This window comes from Cellulomonas composti, from assembly GCF_007990245.1.
Classification (GTDB): Bacteria; Actinomycetota; Actinomycetes; order Actinomycetales; family Cellulomonadaceae; genus Cellulomonas; species Cellulomonas composti.
The window spans coordinates 127,801-142,828 of sequence record NZ_BJWG01000009.1; the positions used below are offsets into that span (position 1 = coordinate 127,801).

Genomic DNA, 15,028 nt, shown 5'->3' on the forward strand with positions numbered 1-15,028 from the left:
CGTGTCACACAACGAGCCACGGCCTCGCGCACAATGGCCCGGTGAGTCCCCGCTCCAGCCGGCCCCCCCGCCCGCTCGGCGTGCACGTCGTCGACGGCGGCGTGCAGGTCGCCGTCGTCGCATCGCACGCGACGGGTGTCGACCTGTGCCTACCCGGACCCGACGGCGTCGAACGCCGCGTCCCGCTCGGGGGCCCGCACCTCGGCACGTTCAGCGCGTTCGTCCCCGGCGTGCGTGCGGGCGACAGGTACGGGTTCCGCGTGCACGGCGCGTGGGACCCGGTCCGCGGTCTGCGGCACAACCCCGCCAAGCTGCTCGTCGACCCCTACGCCCGCGGCCTGTCCGGTGAGCTCGAGTACGGGCCGGAGACGTACGGCCACGTCGTCGACAGGTTCGGGCTCGGCGACGTCTACGGCCAGGCCGATCCGCGCGACTCCGCAGGTCACGTGCCGTGGTCCGTCGTCGTGGACACGCGCGAGCTGCCCGGCCCGGACCCCGCGGCGAACCGCCCGTGGGTGCCGTGGGAGCGCTCCGTCGTCTACGAGGCGCACGTGCGCGGCCTGACCATGCGCGCGCCGCAGATGCCCGAGGAGCTGCGCGGCACCTACGCCGGGCTCGCGCACCCGTCCGTCGTGGACCACCTGCTGGGGCTGGGCGTCACCGCCGTCGAGCTGCTGCCGATCCACGCGGTGGCCTCCGAGCCGCACCTGGTCGCGCGCGGCCTGACGAACTACTGGGGCTACTCGACGCTCGGCTTCTTCGCGCCCGAGCCCCGCTACGCGACCGCGGCCGCACGAGCAGCCGGCCCGGCAGCGGTGCTGGCGGAGGTCCGCGCGATGGTGCACACGCTGCACGAGGCGGGGCTCGAGGTGCTGCTCGACGTCGTCTACAACCACACGCACGAGGGCGGCCTGCCCGGTCAGCACGTCTCGTGGCGCGGCCTCGACAACACGCTCTACTACATGCACGACGGCAACACCCCCGCGACCCTGATCGACGTCACGGGCTGCGGGAACACGCTCGACTTCCGGCGCACCGCGGTGGTCGGCATGACGCTGGACTCCTTGCGCTACTGGGCTGAGGTCGTCGGCGTCGACGGGTTCCGGTTCGACCTCGCCGTGACGCTCGCGCGCGGGCCGGACGGCTTCGTGCAGGACCACCCGCTGCTGGTGGCGGCCACGACCGACCCTGTGCTGCAGGGCATCAAGCTCGTCGCCGAGCCGTGGGACGTGGGACCCGGCGGCTGGCGCACCGGCATGTTCCCGCCGCCGTTCGCGGAGTGGAACGACCGGTTCCGCAACGCGGTGCGCTCGTTCTGGCTGGCCGACCCGGCACGCGCCGCGCACGGCCTGCCGGGGCACCGCGTGCGCGACCTCGCGACCCGCCTGTCCGGCTCGGTCGACCTGTTCGGCCAGTCCGACCCGCCGCTGCTGCGTGGCCCGATGGCGTCGGTCAACTTCGTCACCGCGCACGACGGCTACACGCTCGCCGACCTCGTCACGTACGAGCACAAGCACAACCTCGCCAACGGCGAGCACAACCGGGACGGGACCGACGACAACCGTTCGTGGAACCACGGCATCGAGGGGTCCGTGCTGCCCGACTCGCCCGCCGCGGCCATCGCGCCGCTGCGCCGCCGCTCGATCCGCAACCTGTTCGCCACGCTCGCGATCGCCGCCGGCACGCCCATGATCACCGCGGGCGACGAGATGGGGCGCACGCAGAGCGGCAACAACAACGCCTACTGCCTCGACGACGAGCTCACGTGGGTGAACTGGGACCTCGCACCGTGGGGGCACGACCTGCTCGCGACGACGCGCTGGCTCATCGCGCTGCGGCGCGACCACCCCGCGCTGCGCTCGACGCGCTTCTACACGGGCCGCCCCGTGGACGGCAGCGGTCGCGCCGACCTGTCGTGGTTCGACGCCGAGGGGCACGCGTTCGACCACGGCCGCTGGCACGACGCCTCCATCCGTACCTTGCAGATGCTGCGCGCGGCCCGCCCCGACGATCCCGCGGAGCACGACGGGACAGGCCGCGCCGACCCGCTCGACGTCGTGCTCGTCGTCGTCAACGGCGCGCTCGACGCGGTGGACGTCGCGCTCGCCGGCGAGCCCACCGACCGGTGGCGCCTGGTGTGGGACTCGGTGTGGGAGCACCCCGACGAGCAGCGCTCGTCGGCGATCGCGGGGGCGCTGCACGGCGACGCGGGCGAGGTCGCGGTGATGGAGCCCCTGAGCATGCGCATCTACGTCCTGGAACCACCGACGGTCTGACGCGTCGGCTCCGCCTGACCGCGCTCGCTCCCGACGGGACCTGCGACCCAGCCGCACGCACATGTGCACCGGGATGCTTGACCCATGGGAGCGCTCGTGGTGTTCGAGTCGATGTTCGGCTGCACGCAGTCGATCGCCGAGGCCGTGGGCGACGGGCTCACCGCCGCGCACATCCCCGCCGAGGTGGTCGAGGTCGGCCGCGCGGCCGGGCACGACGTGGCGGTCGCCCGCGCGGACCTGCTCGTGATCGGCGCGCCCACGCACATGCGTGGGATGAGCACGCCCCGCACCCGTGCGCTCGCGCGCACCCGCAGCGACGACCTCGTCTCGACCGACCTCGGCGTGCACGAGTGGCTGGACGCGCTCCCCGGTCTGAGCGGTCGGCTCGTCGCGGTGTTCGACACACGCTCGGGGGCACGGTTCGCCGGTTCGGCCGGTGAGCGGATCGAACGCCTGCTGCGCAAGCGCAACGCCCGGTTGGTCGCTCCCGTGCAGGCGTTCGGCGTCATCTCCAAGGACGACGGCACCGCGGAGCTCGGGCCGGGACAGCTCGAGCTCGCGAAGGCGTGGGGTGCCACGCTCGCCGGGGCGCTCGCCAGCGCGATCTGACCCGGACCGGCCCCGCAGGACGTAATCTGCCCCGCATGGGAACCCACGACGTCGTGGTCGTCGGCGCCGGGCTCGCGGGCCTGGTCGCCACCGCCGAGCTCACCGCCGCCGGTCGGCGCGTGCTGCTCCTGGACGCGGAGAACGCCGCCTCGATCGGGGGCCAGGCGTTCTGGTCGTTCGGCGGGCTGTTCCTCGTCGACTCGCCCGAACAACGTCGGCTGGGCGTCAAGGACTCCCGCGAGCTCGCGCTCGCGGACTGGTTCGGCTCCGCGGACTTCGCGTCCGACGGCTCCGACCGCTGGGGCCGGGCGTGGGCGGAGGCGTTCGTCGACTTCGCGGCCGGTGAGCTGCGGCCGTGGCTGCACACGCAGGGCGTGCGTTGGTTCCCGCTCGTGCAGTGGGCCGAGCGCGGCGGCTACCTCGCGGGCGGGCACGGCAACTCGGTCCCCCGGTTCCACGTCACGTGGGGCACCGGGCCGGGCATCCTCGAGCCGTTCGTGCGCGCGCTCGTCGACGCACGGGCCGCGGGCCTGGTCGAGGTGCGGCTCCGGCACCGGGTCACCTCGCTCGTCGTGACCGACGGCCGCGTCACGGGGGTGCGCGGGGACGTCCTGGCCCCGGACGGCGCGGCGCGCGCGGTCCCGACGACGCGCGAGGTCGTGCGGCCGTTCGAGGTCGACGCGACCGCGGTCGTCGTCGCGACCGGCGGGATCGGCGCGAACCACGAACTCGTGCGAGCGGCGTGGCCGGCCGACGCGGGCCGCCTGCCCGCCCGGATGCTGTCGGGCGTCCCGGACCACGTCGACGGGTCGGGCATCGCCGCGGCGCGCGCGGCGGTGCGGCCGTGGTCCACGAGGACCGCATGTGGCACTACCCCGAGGGCATCACCAACCACTCCCCGGTCTGGTCCCGGCACGGCATCCGCATCCTGCCGGGCCCGTCGTCGCTGTGGCTCGACGCCGACGGCAACCGGCTGCCGGTGCCGCTGTTCCCGGGCTTCGACTCGCTCGGCGCGCTGCAGCACATCACCCGCCGCGGTGACGACCACTCCTGGTTCGTGCTCGACAAGACGATCCTCGGCTCGGAGTTCGCGCTGTCCGGCTCCGAGCAGAACCCCGACCTCACGGGCAAGGACGTGCGCCTGCTGATGCAGCGCGTCCGGCCGGGTGCTGTCGGACCGGTCGAGGCGTTCGCGCAGGAGTCCGACGAGTTCATCTGGGCGGACACGCCCGCCGAGCTCGCGGCCGGGATGAACGCGCTGACGGGCGAGGACCGCATCGACGCGGCCGCGCTCGAGCAGCTCGTCGTCGAGCGGGACCGCCAGGTCACCTCGGGGCTGGCCAAGGACCTGCAGGTCGTCGCGACGGCGCAGGCGCGCCAGTACGTCGTCGACAAGCTCATCCGGGTCGCCAAGCCCCACCGCCTGCTCGACCCGAAGCACGGCCCGCTGCTCGCCGTGCGCCTCTCGGTGCTCACCCGCAAGACGCTCGGCGGCCTGCACACCGACCTCGAGGGACGCGTGCTGCGCCCCGACCGTCAGGTGCTGCCCGGCCTGTGGGCCGTCGGCGAGGCGGCCGGCTTCGGCGGTGGCGGCGTGCACGGCCACCGCGCGCTCGAGGGCACGTTCCTCGGCGGCTGCCTGTTCACGGGCCTGACCGCCGGCCGCGCCCTCGCGGCGCTGGACTGAACCGTCCAGCCCCTCACGATCTGGTCGAGCTGCGTCCGAGTGCCGCAAGGTTGAGCGCCACCTCGCGCGCGGCGAGGTCGTACCCCGTCGCGGCCGTCCCCGACCAGTTCACGCCCACGCGGATGTCGTCCCGCTCGAGTCCCGGCAACCAGCGCGAGAGGAACACTCCCAGCGAGAGCTCGACGGGAACGAAGGCTCCGTAGTCCGGCACCGTGGCGATGACCTTCTCCGCGCGCGAACGCAGCGACCAGAACGGCATCGCTCGACGGCCTTCCGGTGATAGCGGTGCCGGGAACCCGTCGCCGTCCCGCACGGCCCACACCGACCCCTCGCGGACGGCCTCTTCGTAGAAGGCCGTCGCCTGCGCCGCGCTGATGCCCACTCCGTCATCGTCCCACCCAGCACGTCACGCCTGTGCCCGACCTACCGAGGTCGTGAGAGGGTCGTTCGTCAGGCTGGCGAGCCAGCCGCGAGCGCGGGCGCGATCACGGGCGTGAGCGGCAGCCGCGGGATCAGCGTCGCCTGCACGGCGTGGTAGAGGTCCGCCTTGCCCGCCCAGACCGTGCGTGAGACGGCGTTGTCGACGCCGAGCTCGTGCCACCAGGACCCGCCGTCGCGGTCGATCACGTGCGCGCCGATGTACTCCCACCAGGTGGTGTACCAGTCGTCGAACCGGGCGTCACCGGTCGCGGTGTGCAAGGCGGCGGCCGCCGCGACGGCCTCGGCGGCGACCCAGTGCATCCGCTCGCGGACGACCGGCGCGCCCGTCCAGTCGACCGTGTAGACGAATCCGTCCGCACCGTCGACGGCCCAGCCCTCGCGCACGCCCGCGTCGAACAGCGCGACGGCGTCGTCGAGCATCCAGTCCGGGACGTCGGCGCCGCGCACCGCGAGCGCCGCGCGGGTGTGCAGCGTGAGACGCGCCCACTCGAACCAGTGCCCGATCGTCGCGCCGTAGGGCCGGAACGGGTCGGCCGGCGCGTCCGCGTTGTACTCGAGGTCCGCGACCCAGTCGGCGTCGAAGTGCTCGGGGATCCGCCATTCGTTGCCGCGGGCGAAGCCGTGCACGACGCGCTCGACGATCCGCGCGGCCCGGTGCAGCCAACGGTCGTCGCCCGTGACCTCGGCGGCCGCGAGGTAGGCCTCGACCGTGTGCATGTTCGCGTTGACGCCGCGGTAGCCGTCGAGCGTCGCGAACGCCCGGTCCCACTCCTCGACGACCATCCCCGCGGACTCGTCCCAGAACCGCTCCTCCTGCACACGCAGTGCACGTTCGAGCAGGTCGCGCGCCCCCGGGCGCCCCGCGAGCGTCGCGCTCGAGGCGGCGAGCACGACGAACGCGTGGGGGTAGGCGGCCTTCGTCCCCGTCCCCACCGGCTCGCCGTCGCGCGTGACCTCGGCGTACCAGCCGCCGTGCTCCTGGTCCTCGAACGTCCCGACGATCGCCGCGAGCCCGTGGTCGACGAGCGCGGCGGAGCCCGGCCGGCCGAGGAGGTGGCCGATCGCGTAGACGTGGGTCATCCGGCACGCGATCCACAGCTCGAGCGGCCCGTCGACGGGCCGGCCGTCGTCGTCCTGGCGCGCGAACCCGCCGGCCGGCAGCGCGGCCGCGCGCCCGAACGCGAGCAGGCGGTCGGTCTCCGTCTCGAGCCAGCGGGTGTGCGCAGTCGTCGCGAGCCAGGCCATGTCGGCATCCTCCACCTGTCGGGTGGCCGTCACGTGTCGACGGACACCTCGTGCGCTTAGTTTGTGGGCCGAACTTAACATCGCACCGCCGACGACAGGACCGGTGGACGCCTCCCGCGCCGCTCGTCGTGCACACCGGCTCGATCGCCACGGTCGGACGAGCTGGTGACCGACCGACGGGCGCTGCGGATGCCCGCACGGCTCACGTGTCGGTAGGTTCGGGAGCTGTGACGAGCTCCCCCGACGGTCGCCGCGCGCCCGCCCCCTCCGGCAAGGCGAAGCGCCGTGCCGCCCCCGCCACCGCTACCGCTCCCGACGCGGTGTCCGCACCGACTCCCAGGCCCGACGCCGGGCCAGTTCCCGGGACAGTTCCCGGGACAGTTCCCGGGCCAGTCCCCGAGCCTGCACCGGCCCGCCCGGCGCCGATCGGCCGCATCCCGGTCGTCGACGTCTTCCCCGTCGCCGAGGGTGGGCGGTTCCCCGCCAAGGCCGTCGTCGGCGAGGCGTTCCCCGTCCGGGCGACGGTCTTCCGCGAGGGCCATGACGCGGTCGCTGCGACCGCGGTGCTGACGGACCCGGACGGCGCCGACCACTCGTGGGCTCCGATGGTCGACGTCGCGCCCGGCCTCGACCGGTTCGAGGCACGCCTGGCCCCGGACCGCACGGGCGACTGGACGTTCCGCGTCGAGGGCTGGTCGGACCCCTACGCGACCTGGGTGCACGACGCCGCGATCAAGGTCGCGGCGGGCGTCGACGTCGAGCTCATGCTCACCGAGGGTGTTGCGCTGCTGACGAGGGCCGCCGAGCGTGCGGCCGACGAGCCCGCGCCCGGGACCGTGTCCGGCAAGGTCCCCGTCGCGATGCCGGCCGACGACGCGGCGACCCTGCGCGCCGCCGCCGCCGCGATGCTCGCCACCCACGCCTCCCCCGACGAGCGTCTGGCCGTCGGCCTCGGCGACGACGTCCGCGCGGCGCTGGCCCGCACCCCGCTGCGGGACCTCGTGTCCGCCTCCCCCGCCTACCCGCTGCGCGTCGAGCGACCCCTCGCGATGACGGGCGCCTGGTACGAGCTGTTCCCGCGCTCGCACGGTGCGCGGTTCGACGAGCGCACCCAGTCGTGGGTGAGCGGGACGCTGCGGACCGCCGCCGACGAGCTGCCCCGCATCGCGGGGATGGGCTTCGACGTCGTCTACCTCACGCCCATCCACCCGATCGGGCTGTCCAACCGCAAGGGCCGCAACAACGCCCTGGGCGCCGAGCCGGGCGACCCGGGCTCGCCGTACGCGATCGGGTCGGCCGACGGCGGCCACGACGCGATCGAGCCCACGCTCGGCACGTTCGAGGACTTCGACGCCTTCGTCGGCCGGGCGCGCGACCTCGGCCTCGAGGTCGCGCTCGACATCGCGCTGCAGTGCTCGCCGGACCACCCGTGGGTCTCCACGCACCCGGAGTGGTTCACGACGCGGCTCGACGGCACGATCGCGTACGCGGAGAACCCGCCGAAGAAGTACCAGGACATCTACCCGCTCAACTTCGACAACGACCCGGTCGGGCTGGCCCACGAGATCCGCCGCGTCCTGCAGGTGTGGATCGACCACGGCGTGACGGCGTTCCGCGTCGACAACCCGCACACCAAGCCGCTCGACTTCTGGCAGTGGCTGCTCGCGGACGTGCACCGCGACCACCCCGAGGTCATCTTCCTGTCCGAGGCGTTCACGCGTCCCGCGATGATGCAGACGCTCGCCAAGGTCGGCTTCCACCAGTCGTACACGTACTTCACGTGGCGGCAGACGAAGGAGGAGCTCGGCGCGTACCTCGCCGAGGTGGGCGGTGACCAGGGCGCGTGGATGCGCCCGAGCTTCTGGCCGACGACGCACGACATCCTGCCGCCGTACCTGCACGGCCAGGGCGCCGCCGCCTGGGCGGTCCGCGCGGTGCTCGCGGCGCTCGGCGCGCCGACCTGGGGCGTCTACTCGGGGTACGAGCTGCTCGAGAACATCCCCCGGCCGGGTGTCGAGGAGCAGATCGACAACGAGAAGTACGAGTTCAAGCCGCGCGACTGGAGCGCCGCGAAGCAGTTCGGGCTCGAACAGCTCATCACCCGGCTCAACGCGCTGCGCCGCGAGCACCCGGCCCTGCAGCAGCTGCGCAACGTGCGTGTGCACCCGACGACCGACGACGCGACGCTCGCGTTCTCGCGCCACCTCGCCGCGGAGCACTCGCCGACGGGGCGGCCGGACACCGTCGTCGTCGTCGTGAACCTCGATCCCTGGAACACGCGCGAGGGCATGCTCTACCTGGACCTGGAGGCGTTCGGGCTGGCGCCGGATGCGCGCGTCGTCGCGCACGACGAGCTGCGCCCCGACACCTACGAGTGGGGCTCCGACGTGTACGTGCACCTCGATCCCGCGCTGCGCCCCGCGCACGTCGTCCGCCTGGAGCACCCGTGACGTCCCTCCCGCACGTGCGCGAGCCCGCGCCGACGACGAGCCAGATCCGGCTGCCCGCGGGACGCCAGCCCGCCGTGCCCGGGACGCCCGCCGACGGCCTGCACGACGACCCGCAGTGGTACCGCACGGCCGTGTTCTACGAGGTCATGCTCCGGTGCTTCTCGGACTCCACGGGCACGGGCTCGGGCGACCTGCGCGGGCTCATCGACCGGCTGGACTACCTGCAGTGGCTCGGGATCGACTGCCTGTGGCTGCCGCCGTTCTACCCGAGCCCGCTGCGTGACGGCGGCTACGACGTCGCCGACTACACCGCGGTGGCCAGCCAGTACGGCTCGGTCGAGGACTTCACCGAGCTCATCGAGCAGGCGCACGCGCGCGGCATGCGCGTCGTCGTCGACCTCGTGATGAACCACACGAGCGACGCGCACCCGTGGTTCCAGGCGTCGCGCAGCGACCCCGACGGCCCGTACGGCGACTTCTACGTCTGGTCCGACGACCACACGCGCTACCCCGACGCGCGCATCATCTTCGTCGACACCGAGACGTCCAACTGGACGTTCGACCCCGTGCGACGCCAGTACTTCTGGCACCGGTTCTTCAGCCACCAGCCGGACCTCAACTTCGAGAACCCACGCGTGCGCGAGGCGATGCTCGACGTGGGCCGGTTCTGGCTGCGGCTCGGCGTCGACGGGTTCCGGCTCGACGCGGTGCCGTACCTGTTCGAGGCCGAGGGCACCAACTGCGAGAACCTGCCCGAGACGCACAAGTTCCTGCGTTCGGTCCGGCGGGTGCTCGACGAGGAGTTCCCCGGCCGGATCATGCTCGCCGAGGCGAACCAGTGGCCCGAGGACGTCGTGCACTACTTCGGCACGGACGACGAGCCCGAGTGCCACATGTGCTTCCACTTCCCGGTGATGCCGCGCATCTACTACGCGATCCGCGACCAGCGGGCCACGCAGATCGTCGACATCCTGGCGGACACGCCCCCGATCCCGTCGCACGGGCAGTGGAGCACGTTCCTGCGCAACCACGACGAGCTCACGCTCGAGATGGTCTCCACCGAGGAGCGCGCGTCGATGTACGGCTGGTACGCGCCCGACTCGAGGATGCGCGCGAACGTCGGCATCCGCCGGCGCCTGGCTCCGCTGCTCGACAACAGCCGCAAGGAGATCGAGCTCGCGCACGCGCTGCTGCTCAGCCTGCCGGGCAGCCCCTGCCTGTACTACGGCGACGAGATCGGCATGGGCGACAACATCTGGCTGCCTGACCGCGACGCCGTCCGCACCCCGATGCAGTGGACCCCGGACCGCAACGCCGGCTTCTCGACCGCCGACCCGGGCCAGCTCTACCTGCCCGTCGTGCAGTCGCTCGTGCACCACTACGGGCACACCAACGTCGAGGCCCAGCTCGCGCAGCCCACGAGCCTGCTGCACTGGGTCAAGGGCATGCTCGCGGTCCGCAAGCAGCACCCCGCGATGGGCCTCGGCGAGTTCCAGGTGCTCTCGAGCGACCACGAGTCGGTGCTCGCGTTCACGCGCACGTCGCAGGACGAGACCGTGCTCGTCGTGGCGAACCTCGCCGCGACGGCCCGGTCCGCACACGTCGTCGTGCCGGGCCACGCGGGCGCGGCGATGACGGACGCGTTCGGCGGCGCCTCGTTCGGCACCCTCGACGAGCACGGCGCCACCCGGTTCACGCTCGGCTCGCGCGAGTTCTTCTGGCTCCTGCTGACCCCGGCGCCCGACCACCGCACCGCACCGCCCATGGTCCCGAGGACGACGGTCGCACCGCACGCCACGAGCGTCGCCCCCACCGGCGCCATCCCGGTGACGGCCGCCCCGACGACGACCGCTCCGACGACGTCGCCGGAGCGCTGACGTGCTGACCGCGCGGGCGCCCGACCAGCTCGACGAACGCCTCCTCGCGCTCGTCGGTCCCGCGCTGGTCGCGCGGCGCTGGTTCCCGGTCAAGGGTGTCGCGGCGGACCTCGTCGTCGTCGGCACGATCTCGTTGGTCGACCCGGCCGCGGCGGCCCCGGCGGTCGAGGTGCGCGTGCTGCTCGTGCGCGCCCGCGCCGGCGCGGTGGACGCGTTGCTGCAGGTCCCGCTCGCGGTGCTCGCCCCCGGCGAGCTCGCGCCGGACCCGCTCGGCGAGCTCGACGGCCGCACGGTCGTCGACGCGGTCGCGCACCCCGCGTTCCTGCGGGCCTGGCTGGCCGCGGCGACGGGCCCGGGCGGCACCGCGGCGCGCGTACCGCTCGACGAGGTGCGTCCGATCACGGGTGAGCAGTCGAACTCGTCGGTGGTCCTCGGCGCCGCAGGCGACCCGGACCGCGGCATCCTCAAGGTCGTCCGCGCGCTGCAGGCCGGCGCCAACCCGGACATCGACGTGCCGCGCCGGCTGGCCGAGGTCGGCGACGACGACGTCCCGGCACCGCGCGCGTGGCTGCAGGCGACCTGGACGGGACCGGACGGCGCGCCGGTCGTCGGGGACCTCGGGGTCGTGAGCGCGTTCGTCGAGGGCGCGCAGGACGGCTTCGAGCTCGCGTGCGCGATGGCCGGGCGGCACGAGTCGTTCGCGGACCTGGCCCGCGAGCTGGGCGCCGTCACGGCGCGGCTGCACGACGCCCTCGCGCGGGTCTACCCGACCGCCGCGGACGACGACGGCCCCGCACGCCTGGCCGGCGCCCTGCACGACCGGTTCGCGTGGGCCCTGGCCGCGGTCCCCGAGCTCGAGCCGTTCCGCGCCGGCGTCGAGGCGACGTGCGCCCGGGTCGCCGCGCTGCCGTCCACTCCACCGCGCCAGCGCGTGCACGGTGACCTGCACCTCGGGCAGGTGCTGCGCGCGAGCGGCCGCTGGCTCGTGCTCGACTTCGAGGGCGAGCCGCTGGCCCCGCTCGAGGCCCGCGTCCGCCCCGACCTCGCCGTGCGCGACGTCGCCGGGCTGCTGCGCTCGTTCGACTACGCCGCCGCGGTGGGCGGTCTCACGGGCGAGGACGCCGCGGCGTGGACGTCGGCGGCCCGCGCGGCACTGCACGCCGGGTACGCGTCGTCGTCCGCGGGCTCGTCGGACGAGGTCCTGGTGCGCGCGCTCGAGCTCGACAAGACCCTCTACGAGGCCGTCTACGAGTCCCGCAACCGCCCGACCTGGCTCCCCATCCCCCTGGCCGGCCTGCACCGCCTCACCTCCTGACGCAGCGACCCCCAGACAGGTCCGGCGCGGCCACCCACCCGATCGGTGCAGAGGTCGATGCAGCACCGGCGGGGTCTACCCGCCGAGCCCTGCATCGACGCCTGCACCCACGCCCGATGCCCTCCGCGCCCGACTGCCGGGATAGGTGCGGGGATCGGTGCAGGGATCGGTGCGGGGATGGGTGCGGGATCCGCGGGGTGGGGCCGCCGGGATCTGCATCCATCCGTGCACCGAGCGGGCCGGCCCCGCGGCGCGGCGTCAGCCCGCGAGGCTCGCCTCGGCGGGCTCCGACTTCAGGCGCGGGCGCGTGCGCGGGGCGAGCTCGGCCTGCAGCACGAGCGCAGCCCCGCCGACGGCCGCGGCCTCCGGCGCGTGCGACGAGATGCCCACGCGCACACCGTGGCTGCCGCGGGCGAAGAACGAGCGCGACAGGTGCTCCTGGATCACCGGGAGGTACAGCGAGCCGGCCAGTGCGAAGGACGGGCCCGTGAGCACCACCTCGGCGAGGTCGAGGACGTTGCACAGGCCCAGCGTCGCGACCGCGACGTAGCCGGCCGATCGCTCGAGCAGAGCCATCGGGGCTGGCGCACCGCGGGCCGCGGCGCGCGCGAGGTGCGCGAAGTCGTCGGACACCCCGCGACCGGGCAGCTCGAGGCCTGCCTCGCGCGCCTGCGCGACCACCGCGGCCGGTCCGGCGAGCGCCTCGACGCAGCCGCGGCCGCCGCACCAGCACTCCGGCCCGTCGAGGTCGAGGCAGATGTGCCCGATCTCGCCCGCGTTGGAGCTCGTCCCGCGGTAGACCGAGCCGTCGACCAGGATGCCCGCGCCGATGCCGCTGCCCATGTACAGCGCGGCGAACGCGGTGCCCGTCGAGACACCGCCCGACCAGTACTCGCCGATCGCCGCGGCCGTCGCGTCGTTGTCGAGCAGCACGGGCAGGCCCACCGCGTCCTCGATCGCGGTCGCGAGCGGGAACTCCGTCCACGCGCGCATCAGCGGCGGGGCGAGCGTCATGCCCGTCGAGGCCGAGATCGGACCGGGCGAGACCACGCCCAACCCGAGCAGACGGTCGCGCTCGATGCCGATCCGGGCGACGGTGGCGTCGATCTCGGCTGCGACGCGTGCGACGACGTCGGGCGGCTCGTCGAAGCCGGCGCCGGGCTGGCGCCACCGGGCGACGATCGCGCCGCCGAGGTTGGCGATGACGTAGGTGATGCCGGCGTGGTCGAGGTGCACGCCGATCGCGTAGCGCGCGGACGGGTCGAGCTCGAGCATGACGCGCGGCTTGCCGCCGGTCGACTCGCCCTGCCCGACCTCGACGACGAGCCCGTCGTCGATCAACCTGCGCACGACCGTGGACACCGTGGGCGCCGAGAAGGCGGTGACCTGCGTGAGCTCGACCCGGGAGATGGTCCCGGCCGCCCGGATCACGTCGAGGATCGCCGCGCGGCTGCTGACGTGCGAGCCACCGATCCCGGGGTGGGACATCGAACCTCCAGTCGCGTACGGCGCCGTCATCGTAGCAATCGACCACCGGAGACGAGTCGGACCGTACGGGGTCTTGATAACTTTATTCTCTTGCCTAAGAATAGCCGTCGGAGCGGGGTGGACGCTGCGTCGGCCCCGGATCGGCAACGAAGCCCTCCACCCACGACCGGCACGCGGAGGTGCCGGACGACGAGAGGATCACCCATGTTCCCTCAGCAGCAGCGGCGGCGCGGGGCACTGGCCCTGGCGGCGGGAGTGACACTGGCGCTGACGGCGGCCTGCTCGAGCGGCAGCGACGACCCGGCGACCACGCCCGACCCCACCGGCAGCTCGACCGACGGCGCCGTGGCGGCCCCGGCGGGCGAGATCACGGTCCTGACGTGGCGCACCGACCTCGTCGAGGACGGCACGTTCGACCGGTACGTGAGCGAGTTCAAGGCGAAGTACCCCGACGTCACGGACGTCAAGGTCGAAGGCATCACCGACTACGAGGGTGAGGTCAAGACCCGGATGAACACCGAGGACTACGGCGACGTCCTCGCGATCGTGAACACCGTCAACCCCGACCAGCTCCCCGACTTCTTCGAGCCGCTCGGCGACCAGGCCGCGATGTCGACCGAGTACCGGATGCTCGCCCCGAAGTCGTTCGAGGGGAAGTCCTACGGCATCCCCGTCGTCGGGAACACGCAGGGCATCGTCTACAACAAGAAGGTCTGGGCGGACGCCGGCATCACCGACCTGCCGACGACGCCCGACGAGTTCCTCCAGGACCTCAAGGCCATCAAGGACTCCGCCCCGGACGTCGACCCGCTCTACACCAACTACGCCGACGGCTGGCCGCTGACGCAGTGGGAGTCGCACCGCGGCGAGATCAGCGCGGACCCCGACTTCGACAACCTGTTCGCGCAGGACGACGCACCGTGGGCCGAGGGGACCGACCACTACGTGATCGACTCGCTCCTGTGGGACGCGGTCGAGCAGGGCCTGACCGAGGCCGACCCGACGACGACGTCGTGGGAGCCGTCGAAGAACCTGCTCGGCACCGGCAAGATCGGGGCGATGGTCCTCGGCTCGTGGGCGATCGTGCAGATGCAGCAGGCCGCGACGGACTCCGGCGGCTCCGCCGACGACATCGGGTACATGCCGTTCCCGTACCAGGTCGACGGCACGTTCCACGCGATCATCGGCGGCGACTACAACCTCGGCATCAACGTCCACTCCGACAACAAGGTCACCGCCCGGGCGTGGATCGACTGGTTCAACCACGACTCGGGGTTCGCCGACGACCAGGGCGGCATCTCCCCGTTGGTCGACAGCCAGCTGCCCGCCAACCTCGCGGACTTCACTGCCGCGGGCGTCGAGTTCATCGAGATGAACCCGGCGCCGGCGGGCAAGGAGTCGCTGCTCAACGACATCGACAGCGCGGCGGAGATCGGGCTCTGGTCGCCCGACTACCGCAAGGCGCTCGTCGACAACGCGCGGGGTGCGGGCGAGGGCAAGTCGAAGCAGGAGTACTTCGACAGCCTCGACGCGAAGTGGGCCGCCGCGCGGGCGACCGTGGCCGGCTGACGAACCGGGCGACCGGTCCGGTTCCTCCGGGGCCGGACCGGTCGCCCCGCGTCGACCCTCCCCGCGACCCG

At 73.4% G+C, this 15,028-nt stretch carries 9 protein-coding genes and 1 pseudogene; 7 read left to right on the forward strand and 3 right to left on the reverse strand.

Translation table 11 applies throughout. The features are described 5' to 3' along the window. Positions 1 to 41: 41 nt before the first annotated feature. From glgX to CCO02nite_RS11030, 3 genes and pseudogenes are all read left to right on the forward strand, one after another. On the forward strand, positions 42 to 2,276 hold the full coding sequence (gene glgX / locus CCO02nite_RS11020) for a glycogen debranching protein GlgX (protein ID WP_246117493.1): 2,235 nt from the start codon (positions 42 to 44) through the stop codon (positions 2,274 to 2,276). 84 nt (positions 2,277 to 2,360) lie between these two features. Next, positions 2,361 to 2,885: a flavodoxin family protein gene (locus CCO02nite_RS11025; protein ID WP_146843193.1), complete on the forward strand. Its 525-nt coding sequence runs from the start codon at positions 2,361 to 2,363 to the stop codon at positions 2,883 to 2,885. 35 nt (positions 2,886 to 2,920) lie between these two features. Beyond that, positions 2,921 to 4,572: pseudogene (locus tag CCO02nite_RS11030) on the forward strand (FAD-binding dehydrogenase). A 13-nt stretch (positions 4,573 to 4,585) separates the two neighbouring features. On the opposite strand, the gene CCO02nite_RS11035 reads toward CCO02nite_RS11030, so the two are convergent. Both CCO02nite_RS11035 and CCO02nite_RS11040 read right to left on the reverse strand, forming a co-directional pair. Then, entirely contained in the window at positions 4,586 to 4,954 is a 369-nt protein-coding gene (locus CCO02nite_RS11035) for a DUF2750 domain-containing protein (RefSeq protein WP_146843194.1), read from the reverse strand. A gap of 68 nt (positions 4,955 to 5,022) precedes the next feature. Beyond that, on the reverse strand, positions 5,023 to 6,258 hold the full coding sequence (locus CCO02nite_RS11040) for an AGE family epimerase/isomerase (protein WP_146843195.1): 1,236 nt from the start codon (positions 6,256 to 6,258) through the stop codon (positions 5,023 to 5,025). A gap of 227 nt (positions 6,259 to 6,485) precedes the next feature. On the opposite strand from CCO02nite_RS11040, the gene CCO02nite_RS11045 reads away from it, so the two are divergent. The 3 genes from CCO02nite_RS11045 to CCO02nite_RS11055 are packed head-to-tail and all read left to right on the forward strand — an operon-like array spanning position 6,486 to position 11,900. Next, positions 6,486 to 8,708 (forward strand): alpha-1,4-glucan--maltose-1-phosphate maltosyltransferase, encoded by a 2,223-nt coding sequence (locus tag CCO02nite_RS11045; RefSeq protein WP_371862503.1) that lies wholly within the window; start codon positions 6,486 to 6,488, stop codon positions 8,706 to 8,708. 44 nt (positions 8,709 to 8,752) lie between these two features. Next, positions 8,753 to 10,585, forward strand: coding sequence for a maltose alpha-D-glucosyltransferase (gene treS / locus CCO02nite_RS11050; protein ID WP_246117500.1), 1,833 nt, complete (start codon positions 8,753 to 8,755; stop codon positions 10,583 to 10,585). Between the two features lies 1 nt (position 10,586). Further along, positions 10,587 to 11,900, forward strand: coding sequence for a phosphotransferase (locus CCO02nite_RS11055; RefSeq protein WP_146843197.1), 1,314 nt, complete (start codon positions 10,587 to 10,589; stop codon positions 11,898 to 11,900). A gap of 258 nt (positions 11,901 to 12,158) precedes the next feature. Here the strand turns inward: CCO02nite_RS11055 and CCO02nite_RS11060 are convergent, their stop codons facing one another. After that, positions 12,159 to 13,388 (reverse strand): ROK family transcriptional regulator, encoded by a 1,230-nt coding sequence (locus tag CCO02nite_RS11060; protein WP_146843198.1) that lies wholly within the window; start codon positions 13,386 to 13,388, stop codon positions 12,159 to 12,161. Between the two features lie 204 nt (positions 13,389 to 13,592). Between CCO02nite_RS11060 and CCO02nite_RS11065 the strand changes: the two genes are divergently transcribed. Then, positions 13,593 to 14,957 carry an ABC transporter substrate-binding protein gene (locus CCO02nite_RS11065; protein ID WP_146843199.1) on the forward strand — a complete coding sequence of 455 codons (1,365 nt, stop codon included), beginning with the start codon at positions 13,593 to 13,595 and terminating at the stop codon, positions 14,955 to 14,957. The last annotated feature ends 71 nt before the right edge of the window (positions 14,958 to 15,028 follow it).